This is a genomic window from Coraliomargarita parva (assembly GCF_027257905.1).
Lineage (GTDB): Bacteria > Verrucomicrobiota > Verrucomicrobiia > Opitutales > Coraliomargaritaceae > Coraliomargarita_A > Coraliomargarita_A parva.
This window is the reverse complement of the sequence record NZ_JAPZEI010000018.1, coordinates 1-22,341: the sequence shown is the minus strand read 5'-3', so window position 1 is coordinate 22,341 and position 22,341 is coordinate 1. Positions and strand designations below refer to the sequence as shown.

Below are 22,341 nucleotides of genomic sequence, written 5' to 3'. Positions count from 1 at the left end.
CACCTACTCTTAATCTGACTCCCACCCATCTGCCTCACGCCGCATGCCACAGCAATTCCACGTATCATCGACGGTCACGTCGATGACCATCCCAATGCATTCCAGCGGTACCGAAACGGTGGAGGAGCTCCGGCGCGAAGCACTTACACCCCGGCAATGTCCTTGATGATCTCCTCGAAGGCCTGGATCGCGTTGTCCATCAGGCCCAAGTCGAAGCTTTCATTCGGCGCATGCAGGTTATCCTTCGGCGTAAAGAGTCCGATCATGAGGGCATCCAGCCCTGCCCGTTTCTTAAAGTCGGCAATTACCGGGATGCTGCCCCCCTCCCTCAGGAAGATCGGCGCCTTGCCGAAAGACTTTTCGATCGAGCGCTCCGCCGACTTGAAGGCGCGGGCCAGTGATTCCGGCTGGTCCGCCGGCGTATTGGGCCGGTCCGGCGGCACGACCAGATAGGATTCGGCGATGCCTCCATCCCGAACCGAGATCTGTACCGCATCCGGGCATCGCTCACGGATCGTATCCATGATCTGCTGCTGGATCTTAACCGGATCCTGATTGGCAACCAGCCGGCAGGTAATCTTGGCAAAGGCCTCACTGGGAATGACCGTCTTCGAACCTTCCCCCTGGTAGCCGCCTCCGATCCCATTAAACTCCAACGTGGGTCCAAAGCGCACCGCCTCCAGAGGCGAAAGCCCGTTGGCTGGGAAAAACGCGGGCACATCCAGCATCTTACGGTAGCTTTCTTCCGTCTCCGGATAGCGTTCCAGCTCCTGACGCTCCCAATCCAACACGGGCAGGACATCGTCGTAGAAACCGGGCACGTTGACCGAACCATCCGTGTTATGAAGCGAGGCGCAGATTTCAACCAGTGCCTGCAACGGATTATACACGGCACCGCCATGTATCCCCGAGTGCAGGTCGACTTTGGCACCGCGCAATTTGATCTCAAAATCCACAAGACCCCTCAGCGCCGTCGTAATGACAATCTGCTCGGCATTTGGGCTACCGGTATCGGAGACCAACATGAAGTCCGCCTTGGAGAGCCGTTCCGCGTACCGGTCAAAGAACTTCGGCATGCTCGGGCTGCCGATCTCCTCTTCACCTTCGATCACATAAGTCAGATTCAGCGGCAAGTCGGGCTGCGCTTTGAGCACCCGGGCCAAGGCTGCCATGTGTACGATCGTCGGCCCCTTGTTGTCAGCCGTCCCGCGACCGTATAAACGCCCGTCACGCACAACAGGTTCAAAGGCTTCGCTCGTCCACAAATGAAACGGGTCCGCCGGCTGCACATCGTAGTGACCGTAAAGTACCACATGCGGCCATTCCGGGTTGCCGTGCCGTTCCGCCAACAGGATCGGGTGTAATTCCGTCTCGACCACTTCGACCGTAAAGCCCAGCTGCTCCAGCAAACCGGTCGCATACGACCGGGCCCCCTTCATGCCTTCGGCATATGCCGGATCTGTCGAAACGGAAGGAAAACGGATGTAGTCTTTGAGGGCCTCGAGCGGATTGAACATGCCTGCATCATGCAGCGCCCCGACTTCAAATAGCAATCCACAACTGTGGATGCGCCCTAGTTCTTGCTGCGCTCGTACTCAAGCAAGGCCTTCGGCATGATACGCTGCAAACGGGCGATACGGGTCGAGCCTGAGGGGTGTGTCGATAGGAACTCAGGGACGGACCCCGACTGTTGCTCCTGCATACGCTGCCAAAAGTCGATGGCCGCTTCCGGATTGTAGCCCGCCTTCGCGGCGTAGATCAGCCCGATTTCGTCGGCCTCGCTCTCATGGTAACGGCTGTAGGGCAAAAGTACGCCAAGCGTGGCACCGGCGCCATAAGCGGCCATGATCATGGCACGCTCGTCGCTGTTCATGTCATTGGTTCCGATCTGCAAGGCCAGGGCGCCTCCCGCCGCAAGCAATTGCTGGGAGACACGCTCCCCGCCATGCCGCGCGGCCACGTGCGCCACCTCGTGCCCAATCACAATGGCGAGGTCGTCGTCCGTCTTTGCCACCTTGAACAGTCCGGTGTACACCGCCACCTTCCCTCCAGGCATGGCAAAGGCGTTGACCTGGGAGTCATCATCGAACACCACATACTCCCATTGGGCATTTGGCATGTCCGGCGATGCCGCATAGGCAATACGGTCCCCCACCCGACGCACCATCGCATTATAGGTCGGATCCCGCGAAATCGGCGTCTCCTGCTTCAACTGCCCGAACTGTGCAGACGCCGCGCTCGCCAACTGCGATTCCGGAACGAGCTGCAAGGCAGAACGACCGGTCTGTGGAACGGTATGGCAGGCCACCAGCGCAGTTAACACGGTTGAAACAAGGAGAAGCAAACGGATACGCATGTTCGCTACTAAAGACACATCCTTCACATTGCGCAACCTTTAGCCGCAATCCTACCGGCGTTGTTCAAGGCATCAGCCGGACGGCGGCCTATCCCAGAGTCGACTGCCTCACCTTCAGGCGGGGACGCACGACCTCCGCTTCACAGGTTTCGCCCTCGATCATTTTGACCAAGGCCTCCACCCCGAGTTCGCAACAGCGCGCAAGCTCCGAGGTGCTCGAGGTCAGTGGGAGCATCGACAGGTGCCGGGCGATCGGGGAATCATCCACCCCGGTCATCTTGGGCCATTGTTCACGGGGCACCCCACCTAAGACCAGGCTCTTGTAAGCCCCGGCGGCGTGGGCGTCCGAATGCGCACAGACTCCATCAAATGCCAAACCACTGTCCAGCAACTGTTCCATCGCCCAAATGCCCTGCTCCGTGCTATACTCGTCCGTGGTAATCGTCAGGGCAGGATCCGGCGTGATACCGGCATCCCGATGCGCGCGCTCGTAGCCCGCGAGACGTGCTTCATTCCCGCACGAAATCTGTGCGATACGGCGGCAGCCCAAATCCAACAGGTGCCTGGTCGGCAAGTAGGTCAGTAATTCATTGTCGACTGTGAAATTCACCAGGTTCAGAACCTCCCGTACATCCTCATGGCAAGCCATGGTCACCGGCAGGCCATGCGCCACGATCGTATTCACACTGCGAAGCAGGTCCTCATTATAGGCTCCGGCCACAAACAAGCCGTCCACCTTACGCAAAATGCTTACATCGCAGACCGCACGAAACTCAGCATCGCTGTCGAACAACTCCAGCCACATATTGATCCCCGCGCCCGAAAGAGCCCGTCCCGCGGCCTTGATGCAATTCAGGGCTATCTCGCTCCCCGGACTCCCCACGCCATGAAGGAAGACTCCGACCACGCCTTTGCGCCCCTTTTTCAATGCCACCGCCAAGGGATTCGGCTCATAGTCCAGCTCTTTGGCTTTCGCAAGGATCGCTTGGCGTGTCTTTTCACTCACCCGGGTCGTCCCCATCCGGTTGCTTAAGACCCGGGACACCAGGGCGTTCGAAACACCCAATTCGTTGGCAATATCTTTTAGTGAAGCCATATCAAAAATTCGATATTATATACCCGAAGCGAAGGCCGACAATCCTCATTTCATGCGTCGACGGTTCCTCGAACCGTTGATGACGGCGAAGACCGGTGGTGATATTCGCGCGCTCATCGTTTCAAGGGCACGGTATCCGGGTCCGCATTCTGCCCCGCATCAGATTCAACGACCGCTTGCTGGCAAGCTTCCACACCGATCAGGCACACGTCATCCTGGAGTACCTCTCCTTGTACATACGCGCTCATGTCCTCGACAACCTCGTGCAGTATGGCTTTCAAGTCGTCGTCCAGATGACCACGAATCAAGGACATCAGCCGCCGGGATCCATATTCGACACCGTCGACGCCGGACGCTTCGATGATCCCGTCCGTATACAGGAAGACCATGTCTCCGGAACTGATCGCACGTTCATAAACAGTGTAATGGGCGTTCGGATACAAGCCCAGCGCCGGGTTCCCCCGCAAATGGTCATAGAAAGTCTGCACCGTGCCCGACTCACGGTTCACAATCAGCGGGCTCGGATGCCCCGCTGAGGCACAGCTAATGGTTCGCTCGGCGGTATCGATGACCAGGTAAGCCGCGGTCACAAAAACCAGCTGTCCGGAGTCGTTCACGATCTTGTAGAAGGAGCGCCCCAAGTAGGACAGGAAGCTGCCGGGATCCTCCGAGTCGCGCGCCGCCTCCTGCATCAGGGTCCGGAGAATCGCGGTGACCAGCGCCGAGCGCGTACCATGGCCCATGACATCGGCAATCACAATGCCGGTACGATGGGCCGACAGCTTGATCACATTAAAGAAGTCGCCGCTAAGTGCCGCGGCAGGCAGGTAGATATGGTGAAAATCCAGGCTGAGCACGCTGTTGGTCGAAAGCGTGTCCCGATCCAGATCCTTCCGGAGAAGCGCCTGCTGGAAATCCCGCGCCATGGCCAGATCCTGCTGAATTTCCTCGGTCTTCGCCTCCACGTCGGCTTCGAGCTCTTTCTGATAGCTCTGGAGCTTCCCCGCCATAAAAGCGAAATCACGACTGAACTGCTCCAGTTCATCGCCCGTTCGGATCCTTCCGGCTTCTGACACCAGCGCATCGATCTCCACACGATCCGGCCCACGTCCTGGTGCCTCCTGCATCTGCCCGCCGGACTGCGAAATTGCGCGCGCAGCCATCTGCAGGGTCTGGATCGGACGTATGAAATGCCGACCGATAAAGTGGACACCGACAAGGATGAAGCCTAAGACGAGGATCCCGCCAATACCGACGATCTGCGTAAGCTGGTAGCGGATCGGTGCCAGTACCTCGACGGACGGATACATCACGACTGCGAACAAAGGCTCGGCATCGTGCTTTTCCCCCGAGATTTCATAGACGCCAAAAAGTTCCAGACGGGCCACCCCCACCATGTAGTTCTTCCCGTCCTCCATCTCAATCCGGTCCCATCCGGTCTCATTTCGAAGGATCGCCATCATTGCCTCATCGGGCAACTGCCCTTCCTTGGCCTGGTAGTCCATATCCATCAAGCGTAAGAGAATCCGCCCGTCAGGACGCACAATCTCTCGCACCACATCTTTTTGACGCAGCAGGTACGGCACCGCCCCGAACAAGGGCGACGCATCGATGACGGCCTTCACCACACCGTTCGGCTCCTCGGAATCCGATTCATCCCAAACCGGCATCGAGACATCCAGCGAGATGACATGACTGCTCGCGTCCAACTCCAAACCGTCAACCCAGGCTTGGCCTCGCGAAAGAATCGATGCCTGTTGCCACCAGATTTCGTCGGCTTGAAAGAAATCACTCGTCTTCGAGGTCGAAGCCGCCAGACAGCCCTTCCGGTCAGTCATGAACACCTCGGAGAACAGCGGATAATTCTTTTGGAATTGACGCATCCGCACAGCCATCGAGTTATCCAGAAATGGCCGGAGCAATGGACTGTCCGCCGGCAAATCCGGCCAGAGTCGCTCGTACTCTTCCAGCGTTGCGCGATTCAGGGGCGGCGCCCCACCCGGCGCCCCTTGATTCCGCTGGTAGTCTGACAAGTCCGAGCTCAGATCCGTCATCCGGATTAAGTCTTTCAGAGCCACCAATTGGCGTTCGGTGATCAACTGTAGATGCGACGCCACATGGCGCGCTTCACTGGAATACATCGCCCCCACCTGCTCGACGCGCGAATGATAGCCACGTGTCAGCAGGATGATCGTCGCAACCGTCATGGGCAGGGCTGCCGCAATGATCAGGTTACCGACCAACTTGGTACGGATACTTAATTTCATGGGGTTGGGGTATATACTTATGTTAGGGGACACGCATCGTGGAATCAAGCCGGATTCTATGCACATAGCCCATAAGTACCCGGCACGGATCGCTTTCCGGTAAAGTCTGGCACATGAACTGCAGAGAGGACGGAAAAATCATGAAATTCAAACACATCCTCCCCTTGCTGGCGGGCGCAACGGCCCTGGCCCTACACCCCTCGGAAGCACAAACAATCGAATCACCGCTCGAAGTCCGCGTGGTCGTACTGGTCAATTTCGAGGTCGGTGCCATCGAAGGCGATGCCCCCGGCGAGTTCCAGCACTGGTACACGCGGGGCGTCAGTGGCGACGAAAAGCTGGAGTTGGTCCCGCTGCCCCAAAGCAGCTTCGACGCTGCGATCGACCGCGACCGCGGCGTTCTGGTCACCTATACCGGGCTGACTGCCGACCGCGCCGCGGCCAGTGTCATGGCCATGGGCATGGACCCTCGTTTCGACTTCTCCAAGGCCTATTGGATCATCGGAGGCATTGCCGGCATCGATCCGGAAGACGGCGCCGTGGGCGATGCCGTCTGGGGCGAATGGGTGGTCAACGCCGACTGGGCCCATGAGATCGATCCGAGGGAGATGCCGGAGGACTGGCCCACCGGCTACCTCCCCTTCAAGCGCAGCGAACCCTATGCGCAGCCCGTCGGCAACGACTACGGCAAAGTCTATCACCTCAACCCGACACTTCGCGACTGGGCCTATGAGCTGACCAAGGACGTCGAGCTACTCGACACCCCTGCGATGGCAGACCTGCGCAACGCTTACACCGAACATCCGGCCGCCCGCGCGAAACCCGTCGTCAAGAAGGGCGACAACATCTCCGCCAGTACTTTCTGGCATGGCAAGATCCTCAACGAATGGGCCAACCAATGGGTGCGCTACTGGACCGGGGATGAGGCCGAATTCGTGACCAGCGCGGTGGAAGACAGCGGGATCCTCGAAGCGGTCCGCTTTCTCACCGCCGGAGGCAAAGCCGACTTTGACCGTGTCATGCTCCTGCGCACCGGCAGCAACTACACCATGCAACCGCCGGGCCTCACCGCCGCCGAAAACCTGGACCGCGAAATGAACGGCTTCGGCGCCATGGAGTCCTCCGTCGAAGGTCTCTGGCGCGTGGGCCATGTCGTCGCCCGGGAAATTTCAGAGAACTGGGGAAAATACGAGGACTCGCCCTTCTAAGTCGGCTTAATCCTGGAAACGCGCCTCGACGGTGGACTGAGCCAACGTCACGTCCCGATGATAGGGCTCCTTGTGCTGCTGGTTCAATTCGCCGTACAGCTCACGCATGCGCACCTCTGCCGGCTTGCCTAGGACGGTGAAGCCCTTGTCGCCCGCGGGATCGGTTCGGAATTGCGGGCGGTCGTTCTGTTCGTCCCATTTCCACCAGTAGAGACCGTTCCACCAGGGCTCCGGCGAGAAGCTGCGCAGGACCGCCTCCAGATAGTTGGCCTGCTCCTCCCCGTCGTATGGCGATTCAGGGGTCCAACTCGACGGAGCCTTCGCCCCACCGGCCGAGCTGGTGCAGCCGCATTCACCAAAAGCGATCGGCTTGCCGTAGGCTTCGGCCAAGCGGCGGAACCGCGCCACATGCGGGGCCAGCATCGCCATCATCGCCTCAACGCTGGTGCCCGGCTGTTCCGCCCCGCGCTCGTAGCAACTGAGCTGCAGCATGTCCAACTCGCGCCACCAATGCCCCGGACGCTCCAGTTCGCGGTCGAAATCGATTAGACCGGTGTGCGTGGTGTGGCAGCTCGTGACCGGGCCCTGATACACCCCGCGCACCGCTTCGACCACACGCTTCCACCCGTCGTCCTGCTGGATCGTCCTATCCAGCTCACTGTCCAAACCGTACAGTTCGCAGCCGGTATCCTGCGCGATGCGAGCGTAGTGCACGCTGCGCAGAGTCATGCTGTCAAACCAGCGCGCCCAGTGGTCGGACACGCGCCCGGGGATGCGTTCGCGGTCCGGCTGGAACCATACCTGAAGCCGGCCGTTGCCATCCTGAGTCTCCAACATGGGACGCAGGTTCACCCGTATACCGCGCCCGCGCATGTACTCGATGATCTGGTACAACTCGTGGTCGTTCGGCGTGACTTCGAAGTCGCGGTACTGCCGGGCCGTATGCGCGGTGTCCTGCATCACGATCGGCGTCAGGACCACCCAGCGTACATTCGCATCGGCCATCCGGTCCACTTGCTCGCGGGCCCAGGCGCTCCCGAGCACGCCGTTACGTGCGTAGAAGCCGAAGGTCACTCCGGTCTGGATTTCGGTGAAGGCGGGTGTGGATTTATCAGGCATAAAAGACGGTTTGAATCAAAAAGCCCGGCATGTGCTTCGCACAGGTTCCGTGACTGGGCCAACTTGCAGCACGACATCCTGTTGCCAACGGCGGCGAAGACAAACCCTCGAAAGGTTAACCGTTGACTAAAGGGGTAAAAAGACTACCGATCCGATATGCCAGTTACTCTCGCAGCCATCGCCCGCGCCTGCGACGTTTCCACCGCAACCGTCTCTCTGGCCCTGCGGGATCACCCCCGCATCCCGGCCGCCACCAAGGCACGCATCAAAGCGACCGCCAAGCGCCTGGGCTATGAGCCCAACCGCAGCATGTCCCGCGTCATGTCGGAAATCCGCTCGGGCGGACAGGCCCCGGCCTTCAAAGAGACCTTGGGCTACTTTACCGCCGACTCCCCCCGCCCCCATGCCTACGAGTCGAAACTTTACGCGGGGATTGCCGCACGGGCCAAAGAAATGGGCTACGGGCTCGACCGTTTCGAGCTCGGCCAGAACGGGCTGTCCATGGAACAGCTGGGCAAGGTACTGGCCTCACGGGGCATTCGCGGGCTCATCCTGGGCCCCTGGCCGCAAGCACACGCGGAAATCCAGCTCGACTGGAAGGGTCTCGCGGCCGTGGCCATCGGCTATACACTCAACCGCCCGGAGACTCACCGCGTCGCCCGCGATGTCATGCACACCCTCCGCGCGGTCTTCGCACGCCTCCAGGCCCATGGCTACAAGCGCATCGGCTTTGTCATGGAAAGAGGCCACGAGGCGCGCATGGACTTCCTCACCCTCGCCGCCTTCCAACTCAATGCCTACCTCATACCGGAACAGGATCGCGTGCCGCCTCTGGTCGAGGACAACCTGCACGAGGCCTCCTTCCTACAATGGGTCGATACGCATCAACCGGATGTCATATTCACCATGTTCGGCGCGGTCCATCCATGGCTGCTCGCCTCCGGCCGCAAGGTCCCCGAGGACATCGGACTCTTCGCCTTCAACTGCGAGTCACCCCAATCCCGGTTCAGCGGGATCTATCCGGCCTACGAAGCCATCGGTGCCGCCGCGGTCGAACAGGTCGCCGCCCTGGTCGAGCGCGGCGGCTTCGGTATTCCCGACCAGGCCACCACCCTCCTCGTTCCCGGCGTCGAATGCCCCGGGACCACCTTGCGACTTTAGTCGGTCGACGGCTTATCCGCAGGGGCAACTTGCGCTTCAATCGTGCATAGGCCGCCAGCGCAGTCGCCTTTGTGTGATGCGCCCTCCAGCCTGGAGAGGTCGGGAGCGGAAAAGAAAGTCCGCCGGAGGCGGTCGAGCGAGTAGCGCTCCGAACTGTTCCATGGCAGCAGTGAGAGGAAGCGCGCCATAAGGCAGTATCCGAATAGAACGAGCGCAAAGGTACCGACCGTGGGGAGCCAATACAACCAGCGCATTGACGGCAGGTAACAGACGATGAGCAAACCCAGATAGGCGATCCGTAGCTGAACCGGAAAAGCAGTGACACTCCGTTCGGGAACCCAAAGCACAATGCCCTGAGCGACCGTCAATGCGATCGCGGCCAGAAACATTTCAGGCATTCCAGCCAACCCGATTGCGAGCAGAATTGCCGTAAGCATCCAGGTCCACCACGTCCAGTCAGACGGATTCAGAAATAGGACTCGTGCCTGTGGTACCTTCATTGAGTTGCGTTGGTGATAGAATACGATCGACGCATGTATGGAGTCTATACGTGTAGGTCAGCGTGGAGCGCAGGCCGGTGCGATTCTTCTCGACCAACATCCAGACAGATGATGCCTAAAAATCCGTTTTCAAGTGGCGGATCAGTTGTTCCTGCAACTCTTTGCTAAAGCCTGACAGATCCTCCTCTAGGAGCATCCCATGTCGAAGCATCCGTAGCATATATTGATACATCTTGGACCGGGAATAGCCATCAAGGCAGGCATGCAAAACCTCACTTTCTTCTTTCATTGCCTCAAAGCTGTCCCAAAACTGCTCGGTTGGGCTTCTGCCCGGGTCAGTGAGAATCTCGACCAGCGCCCGGTTCTTATCTTTGAGATACCTTTCTCGAAGCAACTCGAGCATATCCCGGAAATGCTTCCAATCCGACTCTTTAGGTTTCGTGTTCATGCTGCAGTCCCGATCCGAAAATAGGCGGGAAGCCTATCCAATACGGTACGGCTCCGCTTTAGACTTCCTCAGTTTCGTATGCTTGATCCGTGGTGTCCATGATCATTTCAATGAGCTTCCATTTGAAATAGCCTTCAAACTCCTTCAGATCCGAAATAAGTGGCCAGTCCTCCTCTACAGTCCACCATGCGGCAAACTCTTGGATCGCGATTTCCAGATAACTTCGCTCCATGATGTCGACAATCTCCTCCTTGGTGCCGGTCATCACTTCGTCCACCAAATAAACGGTTGATGCTGCCTTTATTTCCTGATCCGAAGGGTTCAGCTTTCCTTCGTCGTCCACACTTCGGACCCAATCCATGTATTTCTTCGTGGGAGTGATCAGCACCGCGGACCTGTTCAATAGATATGCCATAGATTCGTAATGCGCCATCGAAAGCAATTTGTCCACCAAACTCAGGGCACATCATGTCGGGTTGTCCTGCTCCGACTGGATATGGACTCCAGAGGTTTTTTTTAGGATCATCGTCGATTTCCGGGAAAGCGTGGCATTGGATATGAGTCCTCGTATGCTCCGCCCCCTCCGTGTGCGACAGGCGCAGCCATCCGTCTTCTCTCCGATACGCCGCAACAAGCCGCCCCTTGGAAAGAGGAGGTGTTTTTCTGTACAACGACGTCAACTCGCACGCAGAGCCCCAATAAACTCCTCCTCCATGGCCCGGCGTAGTCTTAGACGAAGACGGGTGCAGGCAGGGGAGGTGGATCCGCGGAGCGGAGACGGAGGGGTCCACAATCAAGCCGACCCATAGAATCACTCGAGCTCACGGATAAGCGATACGCGAGTCTGACCCGATGGAATCCGTCCACTTCAACAAGCACTTACCCGGTAAGTGACGATGATCCTTTTTTTAACCACGGATTACACAGATGAACTCAGATTCCTTTCATCCGTTTTCTCCCTGATCTGTGCCAATCCGTGCCATCTGTGGCTCTTCAATTCTTCCCCGTAGCGATGAATACATACGCACAGGCGAGCGCGGAGCGCTGGCCGGAGTTATATGGCACTTCAGGGTTCGAGCTATTTTCTGTATATATCTCTTCGGTGCCCGACTTTCACGACGTGAACAATCAGCCGCTTGTCGTGTATCTCGTAAAGAACTCTGTAGTTCCCAACTCGAATCCTGTATAGTTCTTCATTGGTTAGCTTTTTAGAACCGATTGGTCTTGGGTCTTTCGCGAGATCCTCGACTGCGGCTAGAATCCTCAGTACCTCTTTCTTGTGTATCTTCTTGAGGTCTTTCCGAACTGAGGGCGCGAATTCGAGTTTATAGGGTGCCATCTTCCTTCAGCTGGGACAGGAGCTCGTCGTAACTGATCGTTTTTTCTTTTTTTCGCGCTTTCCAGTCTGAGATGTCTTCGAGATCCTCTCTGAGTGCTTCTTTTAGTGCGTCGTTCACGAGGTCAGACATAGACATCCTTGTTTCGGCTGCCTTGAGCCTCAACGCCTTATGGACTGAATCGTCTAGGTAAAGTGTGGCTTTGCTCATGGCTCACAAGAGTGCCGTCAAAGCGTCATGACGTCAAGCTGTCCTTTTTCCCGAACGTGGAGGATGACGTAGTGAGCGCAGCGAACAAAGTTGATCACCGCGACTGGATATAGCTTCCAAAGTGTCCGGTGGGATCGAATCGCCTTCCACTCCTACTACATTCTTACGGGGCTTATCATCCTTTGGGGAGGATGTGTGGCTCCTTGTTGCAAAGCCTGAGCTCGCCGAAGGGCGGCTCGTAATGTCTCTCTGCTCAGTAGTGGTATCGCATTTGAAGGAAAGCGACACCTTCGTCTGTCACCTTATAGACGATTCGATGCTCTTCCGTGATTCTTCGAGACCAGCATCCTGATAGATGATGCCTTAGTGCTTCTGGTTTGCCGATCCCTTCGAATGGGCTTCTCCGGATGTCCTGGATCAGTTGATGGATTCTTTTCGTGATCCGCTTGTCGGTCTTTTGCCAATAGCTGTAGTCTTCCCAAGCCTCCGGGGTGAACACCAGATTCATGCCTCGAGATCAACCTCCTTCATCTCAGCTTTTCCTTTTTCAAGGTTTTCCAGGGCCGAAACCAGCCTTTTTGCGTTTGCTGGGCTTCTTAGGAGGTAGGCGGTCTCCTCGAGAGCTTCATAGTCCTCCAGCGAGATCATGACAACAGACTGGCTTCTCTTGCGAGTGATGATGACTGGATCTCGATCGTTGCAAACGCGATCGATCGTGGATGCGAGATTCTCTCTCGCAGCAGTGTAGGTGATGGCGTTCATATGGACAGGAAGATGTCCAGAAAAGCCTGAAAGTCAATTTTCAATTTCTCGCCCAAGGTCTAAGGAGTGGTGCTCCGGAGGTGTCGCCGTGGCCCGGCTCGACAACAATCTTATCGAAAACGCCATCCGACCCATGTCGATAGAGATCGATGGGGAACTCTACCGGACGCTTACGTTGTTAACCACGGATTACCCAGATGAACACAGATTCCTTTCATTCGTTTTCTCCCTGATCTGTGCCAATCCGTGTCATCTGTGGTTCAATGTTCCATTCAATTTTATCTCAATATCGTAGAGATGTCTCAAGACTGTAGAGCGGAGCGCGAAAGGTATTGAGACAATCGACTGCTTAGCTCATTGGCTGCCTCTAAGTGCTATTCTGTAGAACAGATGGGTGCTAGAATCCTTATTGAATTGAGTTTGAACTTCTGTGTTATCTCCAACGATTAGTTCGGATGCATCATCCCATTCTTTCAGGTCACTGGATGTTTGAACAACGTAGTGAAATGGCGTTGCTGCTGTCCATTTGAAACCATTTCCATTCAGATTCTTGATCTTGGGTATTTTGTATCCGTAATATGTAAGTTCGTAGTCGAAGTCAAAATTTGCCTCGGTGTAGTAGGTCCCGGAGCCTGGGGAGAAAAACTGTTCGAATGTGATTTCCCATTTCGTGACCTTGAACCCAATTTTGGTAATGGTAAAACCCTTCAAGTCGGGGTATTCGGAATTCACTTCAGAAAACTCACTCGATTGAGACACTGATGTAGCTAGATTGTTGTTCGATTGAGATCTCGGAAATAGTATGTGGTAGCCAATATATTCGGTTCCACTGCCATCTGTTACGCTTTCCAGCAAATCAGCAAATCCAGGTGTTTCGGAGTCGAAAAAACGCTCTACCCCTAAGTCATTTTCTCTTTCGAACTCGCCGAAGTAGATGCCGCCATATGTATACTGAAAAAGGAGCCAGTCATCTTCATTTTCGCTGCCTGCTCCGCCGCCGGAGTATTCGAGTCCAGTCGCAATGGGGAAATCTGCAAATGCATAGCTCGATATTAATAGGCAAATGCTGGTGAGGCAGGGCTTCGTTGATTTCATTTTCTTAGCTATTAAGGTAGAACCGCCCGTTAGCCGTGAATGGCACTACTTTAAGCTTCTTATCGTAGTGGCGACTTCAGTCGCCATCGAGCCGAGGTGGCTTAGGATGCTGAATATGGCAGCTAAAGCAGCCACTACGAGCGACGCTTTGTTGCAATAGGAACCCTTCAATTTGTCCTTAAAGTAGTGCCATTCCCGTTAGCCGTTGCCACCTCTGGCTGGTTTAGTGTTTCTGTAGGTAAATTTTCGGAGCAAGGCTGACAGTAGCAGGAAAGCAGGTATAAACCTAAGTTGCAAAAGAACGCTAGGACCGGCCACCATGCACTATCAGTAGTTCTTTTCATTGATTCATAGGAGTAGTTCGAAACAAAGAAAATGCCGAGAGCCAGCAAACAGAACGCTGCAGACTCAAAGACCATTCTTTCTTTTAATTTTCGTGGACTGAACTTCAGGTAGAGCCAAATGCACAAGCCAATAAAAGGCAGTCCGATTGTTAGCATTCCTATCATTTCATTTTACTGAATAACGCTGGAGTTAAGCCGCCGAGCGTAGCGCGGTCGTCTTGAACGATTTATTAGGCCGCACTTGATTCAGTTTTTAATAAAAGTTTTTTTAATAACAAAGCAACTCCAACGCCCGGCAGGGTAGACAGTCCTTGGACTAAGACAATTGCCAACGTATACAGCGTGTCGAAATTTTGCGCCAAGATACTGACAGCGAAATAACTAGATGGGCCAGCAATTAAGCCGCCAATCAAACCTGCCACTAACGGATTCCTGCAAATCAGGCCCCCACCAACCAAACCACCAACACATGAACACATCAAAGCTGACGCTGGTGTAACAGGTAAACCAAACCCAAATCCATTGGCTTCAAGAGGAAGAAGCCCGCACAATAAAATAAAAGTGTATACGCCGGCTTTAGCAAAATTATCTAATTCATCCATAACTCGAAAAAACTCATTTTAAATACATTCAGTAGCAATGATAGTCGAACGTTGCAAATGAGGATTTGGCGCGGCTACGCGACGATATCCTCCATTTATCTTGTTCGGTCTCTATGGCCAAGGTCGTTCGTTCTTCGATTTGATGGAACCGAGCACCACGTCATATCGACTTTCGTCTGGCGTGAGTCCTTTCAGTATGCGCCGGATCTGAGCTTCATCAATGGCTGCGTCCACTTGGACTCTTTTCACTGCTTCAATCAAATAGTGGCGTTGCATGAAAAGAAATCGCTGGAAGTCAATACTCCTTCGATATCTCTGGTAGTCACGGACGCGCTGCTCATTCTTTGGGTCGTCCGAGTTCATATAGATGGGCACGTCAGAGGGCTTGATCTCTGGCCATTCCCCTGACAGATCATGGTAGGAACAAGCTAAGAGTCCTCTGAGGTAGTCTTGCAGGGCCTCCTCATGTTTCTTTAGTCCTTCGAGGGAATTGCCTCGCCACATGAAAATCTTAATCTGCGTTCGTTCTGGTAGCTGAAACTTGAGCGCATTTGAAAGGTGGACTACTGCCTTTGCCGGATCAACGACACCTGTTCTCTGGTTGTATGCCAAGCCGATGGATAGCTCAAGTTCCGCCTGTTCCTGCTCTTGCTGATACTTCTCTGTAAGCTTAATCAGTGGCTCTGCCGATTTGAGTTCATCGACCAGTTTCTGTGCTTGGTCATAATCACGAATAAACTCTTCCGAAAAAGCACAGTCGCCTTTGGCGTCTGTGATGCCGGAATGCAACGCAAAGACCGGGAGAGTCCACATTACGCATGTGAAGGTAACGATTCGCAGACGGGATATTGCATTCATTTTGCCATCTCTCCTTTGACCGAACGTCGAGATGTGACGTTGGCGGCGCTAGCCGACATTGTCGCCATCGACTGGTTGTGCCTTGAGTTTCTTTCGCTTGTCCCAAAAGGCTACTGCACCAACTGGAACTGAGAATCCTAGTATCCATGGCCCATATGCTCCTGACGAAAATGCACTACTGCTCAATAGCTGAAAAGATAGTGGCTGCCAGAACCAATCGCCAGTGCTCCAGTTCAGCTTAAAGCTCATGAACCCGATCAAAATAAAGATACACCACAGCCACTTCCTTTTTAGTCCTTTTGTTCGAATACAAACGACAAGTGTCGCGATACTAAGAACAGGAAATAAAATGACAGCTCCAAGGAAGCCAAAATGCAGGATTCCGGCATTATCAAAATCGAACTTACTCGATTCTACGATGGATTCAGCGACTTCATTGGCGTGAAGTCCAGCCACCCAAAAATCGTCACCTTTCTTTTGTAGGGTGATGTCAGCGAGGAGATAGTGCCCTTCGAAATCATACTCGAAGACGAAATAGTAGAACTCCTGCGAATTCACTTTCCGCCACTGATAATTAACGAATGTGAGACTCGTGTAATCGTAGTCAGGCATTCCTTGCGCTAGCATTGCTAGCGTTCTTCTTGCTTCTTCATTTTTCTGTTCATCGGGAAGTAAAGCAAAAGTTTCTTCACCGGTTCCTTTTCTGAGCGCTTCCAATGTTTCTATGGCCTGCACTTTCCTGTCATCAGGAGCCATTTTATCCAGGAGCTCTGTTCTAGAACACCCTGAGAGTAGTGTGATAAAAATGAGGGCGATCAGTGATTTCATTACATTCTTTTGCACAACGTCGAGGTCTGGCGACGGCGCGTTAGCGACGTTGTCCAGCACTGTCTGGTTCTACTTATTTAACATTACGGTCATCAAACCTTTCGTGAGTCCATCACCTATAGCATAGGGATTTTTTGATTCATATTTCGGGTCGCTCAAAATCTCATAAACTTCCGAAACGTCGCCTGCTTCAATGATGCGCACAAAGATAGCAATGGCTTCTCTTTCGTCCTTAGAGAGCTTCTTTTTTTTGAAGTCCTGATGGTTTGCTTGGGCTGAGACTAAGCCACTTCCAAGAGATTCCGAATAGGCTACAATTCTTTCTTCTATCGAAGTCGGGTCTTCTCGGGAATATCCCCAGAAAATCCAAGGCAGTATATCTAGCGTAAAATGATTCGCGGGGTCTTCGACGGGATGAGCGTAGTTGTATGAACCATCGTTTATTCCATCTCTTACTATTTTCCCTTCTCCATCGAAAACAGCTTCGTAGTGACCGTTTTCGTGGATATACAGAACGTTTTCTGTGGCTCCTCGGAGTTGATGGATTCGGGTTTCTGAAGTGTTCGCAAGCCAGTTGTAAATCAACATAGCTTCTCTCTTCTTTTCTTTCTTTAGCTCCGTAACAATAAGCTTCGATTCATTGAGAACGTCTTTGGGTTCTCTCCCGAATATGGCTACCGGTAGAATTATCAGGGTGATGTAGAGAATGTTTTTCAATTTCTTTCGTAGAACGTTAAAGGTAGGCATGGAGTGAAGCGCGGAGCGCGTAACGGAATTGTCCTATCCTGCCTTGTTGGATTTTTTGATTTTGATTTGTCGATGTTGCTCCGCATTGGCGGCACTCAGACGACTGAGGAAGGATGAAATCAAAGGTGCTGCTGGACCAAATAAACCGAAAACGGCTCCGAGGGTCAACAATAGCGCTTCTGATAGTGAGAAGTTCTCTGGTGGGAATTCTTTTGAAATAATGCACCAGATTGGAATTTGCAGAAAAGAATATGCAACTGCCAGTCGAGCGATGGTGTAGCTAACTTTCTTATTTGTTACTTTCGAATATCTGAGACTGGTCATCCAAAACAAAAGAAGCGACCAACTGAAAAAGGTCGCCCAAAACATTGCCATTCCGTAAGTCTTATTTTCGTCGACAAAATCCCCGGATCCAAAAAAGACAACCAGATTCAATACTAGAAGAGCAGCTAGAAACCTTCCGATGATCTGTTCAGTTTTTTGATTCATTTCTCTATCCAACGTCGAGGATGGACGCGCCGTTAGGCGTTGTCCACTCCGGCTAGTTGGGTCTTCGATTTTATGTAGACGCTACCGATTGCCAATAGCTGTAGGATTCCAAAGCAGACCAATAATTTACTTAGTGCACCAACCAATCTTCCCATCGCTGAATATGCTTGGTGAAATGTAGAGAGTTCCGAAGCACAAATACTTAGATTGTTGAGCATTTCCTTTTCTCTTTCATTCAATCCATCTTTCGAGAGCTCAACCTTTCCAATATAGCTTCGTAGATTTGTTGGTTCTTCCGACTGTGGAATTTTCTTTTCGTTCGCCATGAGGGCTAGACCTCCGACAAGCATCAGGACTGGAAGGATGCATAGAAGTATTAATTGCTTCATTTTCATTTTCTTACCCAACGTAAAGGGTATGCGCGGAGTGGAGGCGAAGCCGTAACGGAGTTGTCATATCCCGCCTTGATGGGCTTTCTGATTTTTCTGTAATAGCTGATCCAAATAGTCGATAGCTTTTGAACTTAGACCGAGAGGAAATCGACCTCCTCCTGTAAGAAAGTCAGAGCTCATTCCAAATGGTGGGTCCACTTCATGCCCAGTGCTGATTACTTTTATTCCTGCTACTTCTCCACGGTAGTCGTGTGAGAAAATGGCAATTTCCTTATTATCTTTTGAGATTGTATAGCGATATGGACCAAAAGACTCCCGCTCCTCGTTCATCTGTTCAACAGTGTAGCTCACTTTATTTTTTTGTTTTGCCCATCGTATGAGCAGTGACACGCCTATGGCGTTGTCACCTGCGGCTGGTTCGATGCCGTAAGTGTGGAGTAGACGCTGCTTTGACTGCCTCGAAAGAACTTATTCTTGATGACATCCACCATTTTCTCATCGAGATCAAAGGTGTCGTATGGTTCGAGAATCTCTCTGATTTCCTGGGACACCGGAATGTCATACTTCTCAATATAGGTTTTATACCACTTCAGAGTATTCTCTTGTTCCATTTCTAGCCCTGCAGCGATGCTTAAATATTCCAACCCATAGCTCTCGGAATGTAGCGGGTCGGATATTCCTTCTCTAATGAGTGTTGCCGCATAGAGATGACTGATCGCTAGGTCGCTGAGGTAGGGCTTGATGTATAAGTCTTCTGTTTGCTTCTTCATTACAAAGGCACCGGAGAAGAATGAAAGCAGAGCTACTAGGAGCAGTATGGTGGGGTATATTATTTTTTTCATAATTCTTTCATCGAACGTCGAGGTGTCTCAAGACTGAAGCGCGGAGCGCAAAAGGAATTGAGACCACCGACTGGTTCTGCCCTTCGATCTGTGGTTAGGTTTCATCTGTCCTTAAGGATACTTAATTTTTGCATATCAATACCAGAACAATTAAAAGTGGTGGGGTTTGGTTTAAAATGTAATATATCGAACGATTCTCTTTATTCTTTTTGCAGACGTTGAGGATGAGTATGAACTCAACCAAGAGCACAGATAACACACCAACAAATGAAGGAGTTGGAATTGAAATAGCGAGTGCAATCAGGCTTATCCATATGATATGATAATCTAAGTGATTCATTCAATTCTTTCGCAGAACGCCGAAGTGTCACGCGGAGGGGGCGCAGCCCCCGGAGTTGTGACCACTGACTTGTTCGCTTCGTAGTTTTCTTAAAACTTCAACAGCGATTTTGTAGTAGGTTTTTGGAACACCACGATTATGCTCCTTCAAATTCTTCTCTTCAGTAATGTCTATCCATTCGTTTACTTCAAGTAAGTCAGTTCCGTCTTCGGTAAAGTCTAGATCGTAGGAATAGAACTTTTCTTCTTGGCTCAGGATCTCGCCAAACAATGGGTTCGTTCCTTGTTCCCAATCAGCTGCTGAGATCAGAATAGAGCCTTCTATTTCGATTCCTTTGTGTTTCAGGAAATCGTAGAAAGCCTCTGGGAGGTTCCTTTTTCCATAGCGGAATTCGAGCGCAGACTGGAGAATGTTCAGTTCGTGAAGCCGCACAGTCTCATTCGGATCTTTTCCTCTGATCCGGTCGATTCGTGCTCTTTCCTCGTTTTCCTGAGGTGTTAGGCCTCTCTTCATTTTTTCTAGCGAACGTCGAGGCTAGGCGCGCCAAAGGCGTTGCCTATGCTGACTGGTTCTAGTTTTTATTGTGTTAGAGTCTCCCAAAGACTGATGAGCCCATAGCCGAAGATCAATATGCATGTCGCTACTATGACTAAGCATCCTCCCTTAAGTAGTCGGTCAGTTGCACTGTCTGGCTTTACGTTCTCTTCTTTTGTTTCTCTTACGACTACGCATTCAAAGTCACAGTCTAGTTCTTCCATGGGTGCATGGTCATTACTGAGAGCCTGTTCTATTTTCTTTTTTAATTCTGTCAGCCCTTCTTTATTCCCTGAAATGCTGCCTTCGGCATCGCCCCAAGGATCGTAGATCCTCACCCAAGGTTTTTCTTTTTCATTCATTTCCTTCTAGAACGTAGAGGAGTCTCAAGAAGTGAAGCGCGGAGCGCGTAACTGAATTGAGACCTCCGATTGGTTAGGTCTTCGGTTTTTTATTCGGTGGGAGCTGCTTCAGAAAGGCCATATTGCCCATTATAGGATTCCATTTTCCTTTATACAGGATTTCGAGCATGTAAAAGCCCTTGTGACGAACTCCCCCTCTGTAGCGATATCCTTCAATTTTATCTATGTCGAAACACTGGTTGAGAAGGCAAAGTGGATTTTGAGTTTTTAGGATACCGTTCGATTTTTTTACTTTTCTGAGGAGAAATGCTTGAAGAAAGGCAAAACTGAAAATGCCAAACAGAACCATAAAAGCACCAAACTTCGGTAGAGTGACGCCATATTTATCAGGAATGAATCCAGAAATCCCTAAGGATATTAGCGGCACCCCAACAATAGCGGGGAACGCTATCCCTAAAAAACGCTCACCTTGTGACATGGTGTATTCGCCGTCTGGGATTTCTTTTTCCATTCTTATTACCTAACGATGATGATAGACACGACTAGGCGCAGCCTAGTCGTTGTCTACTCATGCTGGTTAGCTCCTTTTTCTTTAGTCGTTTCAATTACTCTGAGCGGTTCGGCTTTTATATCTGAATGGCATTTAGTCCGTAGATGCTTCTCAATTTTCACTAAATTCTCTTTAGTCTGTTCTATCAGTATAAAAGATCTGTAATCTTTCCCTTCTGCAAATATTGCTCGCATGGTTCCAGAAGGAAGGCAGATAAGGCTTCCATCTACACCAAGAAAGTCGAAACCTTCACTTTCGAAGTATCTTAAAAGTTTCATTTCGTCGTAATTCATCTCACCATCACACTCGTCAATGGGGTTGTAGCCTTCGCTCAGTCCGGGGGCCAGAGGCGATGATGGGTTCAGGGTAAATAGCCACGCCTCTAATTTCATCTCAGGATTTGGGAACCAATCGAATGTCCTTAAGAATGTCTTCTTTTTCTCTTCTGCGTGAGAGGCAATCGCTACGAACGTGAAAATAATGATGATTAAATTTTTCATTACGTCTAGCTAAAGGTAAGGCTAGTCGCGGAGTGTAGGCGGAGCCGTAACGGAGTTGACTACGCCGTCTGGATCGACCTCGTTTTCTTCAGTGGGTGTGTAGTGCAAAACCTCTGTGTATACTCCATCATCGTCATTTTTAATTTCAAGATACGACTTTCCATCGAGCATCCCGATAAATGCTTTCTGAATGCCCGTTGTATTACTCTTCACATAAATGTGCTTGTTTGCAGATGCCATCGGGGAGAATATGCCCATCAGAATCATCTTCTGAGCGTTTAATTTATTCTTTTCCATGTCGAATAAATCGAATGGAGGCGGATTAAATGTAACTAGGTCAACGAACCCTTGCGTATCGTAAGATAGGCCAAGTTCCTGGTGTAAGATCTTTTTTTCATTCTGCGTTGCTGGATCAACGGTTCCTCTGCTTGTCATCCCAGAAATGTCATCCAATATTTCCTTTTCTTTTTTGGGCGTGAGCTCGACAATTGATAGCTGAGAGTATTGCTCCGCGAAGGTGTCATATTTACTTTTCGCATTATAGGTCAAAACTGCCAAGACCGTGAAATACCCTAGAATTAGGATCACAGGTATCGCAATGATCACTTTCTTTTTCATTTTTCTGTCGATCGTGGAGGATGATCGACACGAGGCACTCGCGTTGATCACTCCGTCTTGTTCTGTGTTTTTAGTTCTAGGTCGGTCTCTCTCCTTATGAGGTCAAAGTAGATAGCTTTCTTGTGTGCTGAGAACACTGAATCCATGTAAATCTTCTGTGCTGCTGGTGATAGATCGCCCCAGATGTCTTCCGAGTAGATTTTGACTGATGGCTGGAGGAGTTCATCATCTTCTTTATTCAGTGAGAATAGGAACGGGGTGATAAGCTGGTCAGCTTTGTGTTCATCGAGCCAATGATACTCCAGTCTCTTCAGTAAAAGTTCTCTTGTTCTTTCTTCTTGTTCGGTTGAAAGGCTCGGATTCAGCAAGAGGTAGCCCAACACTGTAGTCTGAATTTGATTTGTCCCTGGCATCTGCTGCTCACATTCGTTCAGCAGGCTATCGATTTCCTTTTCAGTCAGTTCTTTTATTCTGAGATCGTAGAGGCCTTGCTGGATGACCTGCATGCTCTCTCGGATAGCCTTCAGGTGCTCGGCTTCACTCTTTGGTTCTTGAGCCGAGATAGCTGATAAGAGCGCAAGCAGTATACCTGTGAGTCGTAGTTTCATTTTATCTCTCAGAACGGTGAGACCAGGCAACCAGCCTATGGGTGAAGTGGACCCGAACCTTGGACAGGTTGCAGTGATTGTTTAGATGTAGTCCAGTGGAGCTTCGGATGGAAGTCCAGACTGGAAGGTTGTTGGATGTTGTTATTGGTGGTGGGCAGCTGCCTTCGC

The 22,341-nt window shown here is 51.9% G+C and carries 29 protein-coding genes; 2 read left to right on the top strand and 27 right to left on the bottom strand.

Annotated elements, in window-relative coordinates; translation table 11 throughout:
- Nucleotides 1-143: 143 nt before the first annotated feature.
- The 4 genes from O2597_RS18305 to O2597_RS18290 form a co-directional block, all read right to left on the bottom strand.
- Nucleotides 144-1,517, bottom strand: coding sequence for a M20/M25/M40 family metallo-hydrolase (locus tag O2597_RS18305; protein WP_269527187.1), 1,374 nt, complete (start codon nt 1,515-1,517; stop codon nt 144-146).
- Nucleotides 1,518-1,573: 56 nt separating this feature from the next.
- On the bottom strand, nt 1,574-2,356 hold the full coding sequence (locus O2597_RS18300) for a M48 family metallopeptidase (protein WP_269527185.1): 783 nt from the start codon (nt 2,354-2,356) through the stop codon (nt 1,574-1,576).
- A gap of 88 nt (nt 2,357-2,444) precedes the next feature.
- Nucleotides 2,445-3,452 carry a LacI family DNA-binding transcriptional regulator gene (locus O2597_RS18295; RefSeq protein WP_269527183.1) on the bottom strand — a complete coding sequence of 336 codons (1,008 nt, stop codon included), beginning with the start codon at nt 3,450-3,452 and terminating at the stop codon, nt 2,445-2,447.
- A gap of 113 nt (nt 3,453-3,565) precedes the next feature.
- Nucleotides 3,566-5,719: a SpoIIE family protein phosphatase gene (locus O2597_RS18290; RefSeq protein WP_269527181.1), complete on the bottom strand. Its 2,154-nt coding sequence runs from the start codon at nt 5,717-5,719 to the stop codon at nt 3,566-3,568.
- Between the two features lie 140 nt (nt 5,720-5,859).
- Between O2597_RS18290 and O2597_RS18285 the strand changes: the two genes are divergently transcribed.
- Nucleotides 5,860-6,927, top strand: coding sequence for a purine-nucleoside phosphorylase (locus O2597_RS18285; protein ID WP_269527179.1), 1,068 nt, complete (start codon nt 5,860-5,862; stop codon nt 6,925-6,927).
- 6 nt (nt 6,928-6,933) lie between these two features.
- Here the strand turns inward: O2597_RS18285 and O2597_RS18280 are convergent, their stop codons facing one another.
- The gene (locus O2597_RS18280; protein ID WP_269527177.1) at nt 6,934-8,046 is read right to left on the bottom strand and encodes a glycoside hydrolase family 113; all 1,113 of its coding nucleotides are present in this window, start codon (nt 8,044-8,046) and stop codon (nt 6,934-6,936) included.
- A 156-nt stretch (nt 8,047-8,202) separates the two neighbouring features.
- On the opposite strand from O2597_RS18280, the gene O2597_RS18275 reads away from it, so the two are divergent.
- Nucleotides 8,203-9,207, top strand: coding sequence for a LacI family DNA-binding transcriptional regulator (locus tag O2597_RS18275; RefSeq protein WP_269527176.1), 1,005 nt, complete (start codon nt 8,203-8,205; stop codon nt 9,205-9,207).
- Here the strand turns inward: O2597_RS18275 and O2597_RS18270 are convergent.
- The 22 genes from O2597_RS18270 to O2597_RS18165 form a co-directional block, all read right to left on the bottom strand.
- Nucleotides 9,204-9,605, bottom strand: coding sequence for a hypothetical protein (locus tag O2597_RS18270; RefSeq protein WP_269527174.1), 402 nt, complete (start codon nt 9,603-9,605; stop codon nt 9,204-9,206). The genes O2597_RS18275 and O2597_RS18270 overlap by 4 nt on opposite strands.
- 217 nt (nt 9,606-9,822) lie before the next feature.
- On the bottom strand, nt 9,823-10,155 hold the full coding sequence (locus tag O2597_RS18265) for a hypothetical protein (RefSeq protein WP_269527172.1): 333 nt from the start codon (nt 10,153-10,155) through the stop codon (nt 9,823-9,825).
- 58 nt (nt 10,156-10,213) lie between these two features.
- Nucleotides 10,214-10,516, bottom strand: a complete 303-nt coding sequence (locus tag O2597_RS18260) for a hypothetical protein (RefSeq protein WP_269527171.1) — start codon at nt 10,514-10,516, stop codon at nt 10,214-10,216.
- Nucleotides 10,517-11,233: 717 nt separating this feature from the next.
- The gene (locus O2597_RS18255) at nt 11,234-11,494 is read right to left on the bottom strand and encodes a type II toxin-antitoxin system RelE family toxin (protein WP_269527169.1); all 261 of its coding nucleotides are present in this window, start codon (nt 11,492-11,494) and stop codon (nt 11,234-11,236) included.
- On the bottom strand, nt 11,481-11,702 hold the full coding sequence (locus O2597_RS18250) for a ribbon-helix-helix protein, CopG family (RefSeq protein ID WP_269527167.1): 222 nt from the start codon (nt 11,700-11,702) through the stop codon (nt 11,481-11,483). Before O2597_RS18250 ends, O2597_RS18255 begins: the two co-directional genes overlap by 14 nt.
- Before the next feature lie 253 nt (nt 11,703-11,955).
- Nucleotides 11,956-12,210, bottom strand: coding sequence for a Txe/YoeB family addiction module toxin (locus O2597_RS18245; RefSeq protein WP_269527166.1), 255 nt, complete (start codon nt 12,208-12,210; stop codon nt 11,956-11,958).
- A complete protein-coding gene (locus O2597_RS18240; RefSeq protein ID WP_269527164.1) occupies nt 12,207-12,464 on the bottom strand; it encodes a type II toxin-antitoxin system Phd/YefM family antitoxin in 258 nt (85 codons plus the stop codon). Before O2597_RS18240 ends, O2597_RS18245 begins: the two co-directional genes overlap by 4 nt.
- 354 nt (nt 12,465-12,818) lie before the next feature.
- Entirely contained in the window at nt 12,819-13,559 is a 741-nt protein-coding gene (locus O2597_RS18235) for a hypothetical protein (RefSeq protein WP_269527163.1), read from the bottom strand.
- Nucleotides 13,560-14,133: 574 nt separating this feature from the next.
- Complete coding sequence (locus O2597_RS18230) at nt 14,134-14,505, bottom strand: hypothetical protein (RefSeq protein WP_269527161.1); 372 nt, start codon at nt 14,503-14,505, stop codon at nt 14,134-14,136.
- Between the two features lie 111 nt (nt 14,506-14,616).
- Complete coding sequence (locus tag O2597_RS18225; protein WP_269527159.1) at nt 14,617-15,318, bottom strand: hypothetical protein; 702 nt, start codon at nt 15,316-15,318, stop codon at nt 14,617-14,619.
- A gap of 93 nt (nt 15,319-15,411) precedes the next feature.
- The gene (locus tag O2597_RS18220) at nt 15,412-16,191 is read right to left on the bottom strand and encodes a hypothetical protein (RefSeq protein ID WP_269527157.1); all 780 of its coding nucleotides are present in this window, start codon (nt 16,189-16,191) and stop codon (nt 15,412-15,414) included.
- 69 nt (nt 16,192-16,260) lie between these two features.
- Complete coding sequence (locus tag O2597_RS18215; RefSeq protein ID WP_269527155.1) at nt 16,261-16,908, bottom strand: hypothetical protein; 648 nt, start codon at nt 16,906-16,908, stop codon at nt 16,261-16,263.
- A gap of 63 nt (nt 16,909-16,971) precedes the next feature.
- Nucleotides 16,972-17,427: a hypothetical protein gene (locus O2597_RS18210; RefSeq protein ID WP_269527154.1), complete on the bottom strand. Its 456-nt coding sequence runs from the start codon at nt 17,425-17,427 to the stop codon at nt 16,972-16,974.
- 32 nt (nt 17,428-17,459) lie between these two features.
- Nucleotides 17,460-17,753, bottom strand: a complete 294-nt coding sequence (locus O2597_RS18205; RefSeq protein WP_269527152.1) for a hypothetical protein — start codon at nt 17,751-17,753, stop codon at nt 17,460-17,462.
- A gap of 126 nt (nt 17,754-17,879) precedes the next feature.
- On the bottom strand, nt 17,880-18,209 hold the full coding sequence (locus O2597_RS18200) for a hypothetical protein (protein ID WP_269527151.1): 330 nt from the start codon (nt 18,207-18,209) through the stop codon (nt 17,880-17,882).
- Nucleotides 18,210-18,211: 2 nt separating this feature from the next.
- Nucleotides 18,212-18,661 (bottom strand): hypothetical protein, encoded by a 450-nt coding sequence (locus O2597_RS18195; protein ID WP_269527150.1) that lies wholly within the window; start codon nt 18,659-18,661, stop codon nt 18,212-18,214.
- Nucleotides 18,662-19,028: 367 nt separating this feature from the next.
- A complete protein-coding gene (locus O2597_RS18190; protein WP_269527149.1) occupies nt 19,029-19,514 on the bottom strand; it encodes a hypothetical protein in 486 nt (161 codons plus the stop codon).
- Between the two features lie 65 nt (nt 19,515-19,579).
- Nucleotides 19,580-19,897 (bottom strand): hypothetical protein, encoded by a 318-nt coding sequence (locus O2597_RS18185; RefSeq protein ID WP_269527148.1) that lies wholly within the window; start codon nt 19,895-19,897, stop codon nt 19,580-19,582.
- A gap of 73 nt (nt 19,898-19,970) precedes the next feature.
- Nucleotides 19,971-20,408, bottom strand: coding sequence for a hypothetical protein (locus O2597_RS18180; protein WP_269527146.1), 438 nt, complete (start codon nt 20,406-20,408; stop codon nt 19,971-19,973).
- A 53-nt stretch (nt 20,409-20,461) separates the two neighbouring features.
- Nucleotides 20,462-20,947, bottom strand: a complete 486-nt coding sequence (locus O2597_RS18175; protein ID WP_269527144.1) for a hypothetical protein — start codon at nt 20,945-20,947, stop codon at nt 20,462-20,464.
- 21 nt (nt 20,948-20,968) lie between these two features.
- Nucleotides 20,969-21,565, bottom strand: coding sequence for a hypothetical protein (locus tag O2597_RS18170; RefSeq protein WP_269527142.1), 597 nt, complete (start codon nt 21,563-21,565; stop codon nt 20,969-20,971).
- 47 nt (nt 21,566-21,612) lie between these two features.
- Entirely contained in the window at nt 21,613-22,173 is a 561-nt protein-coding gene (locus tag O2597_RS18165) for a hypothetical protein (protein ID WP_269527140.1), read from the bottom strand.
- Nucleotides 22,174-22,341 lie beyond the last annotated feature (168 nt).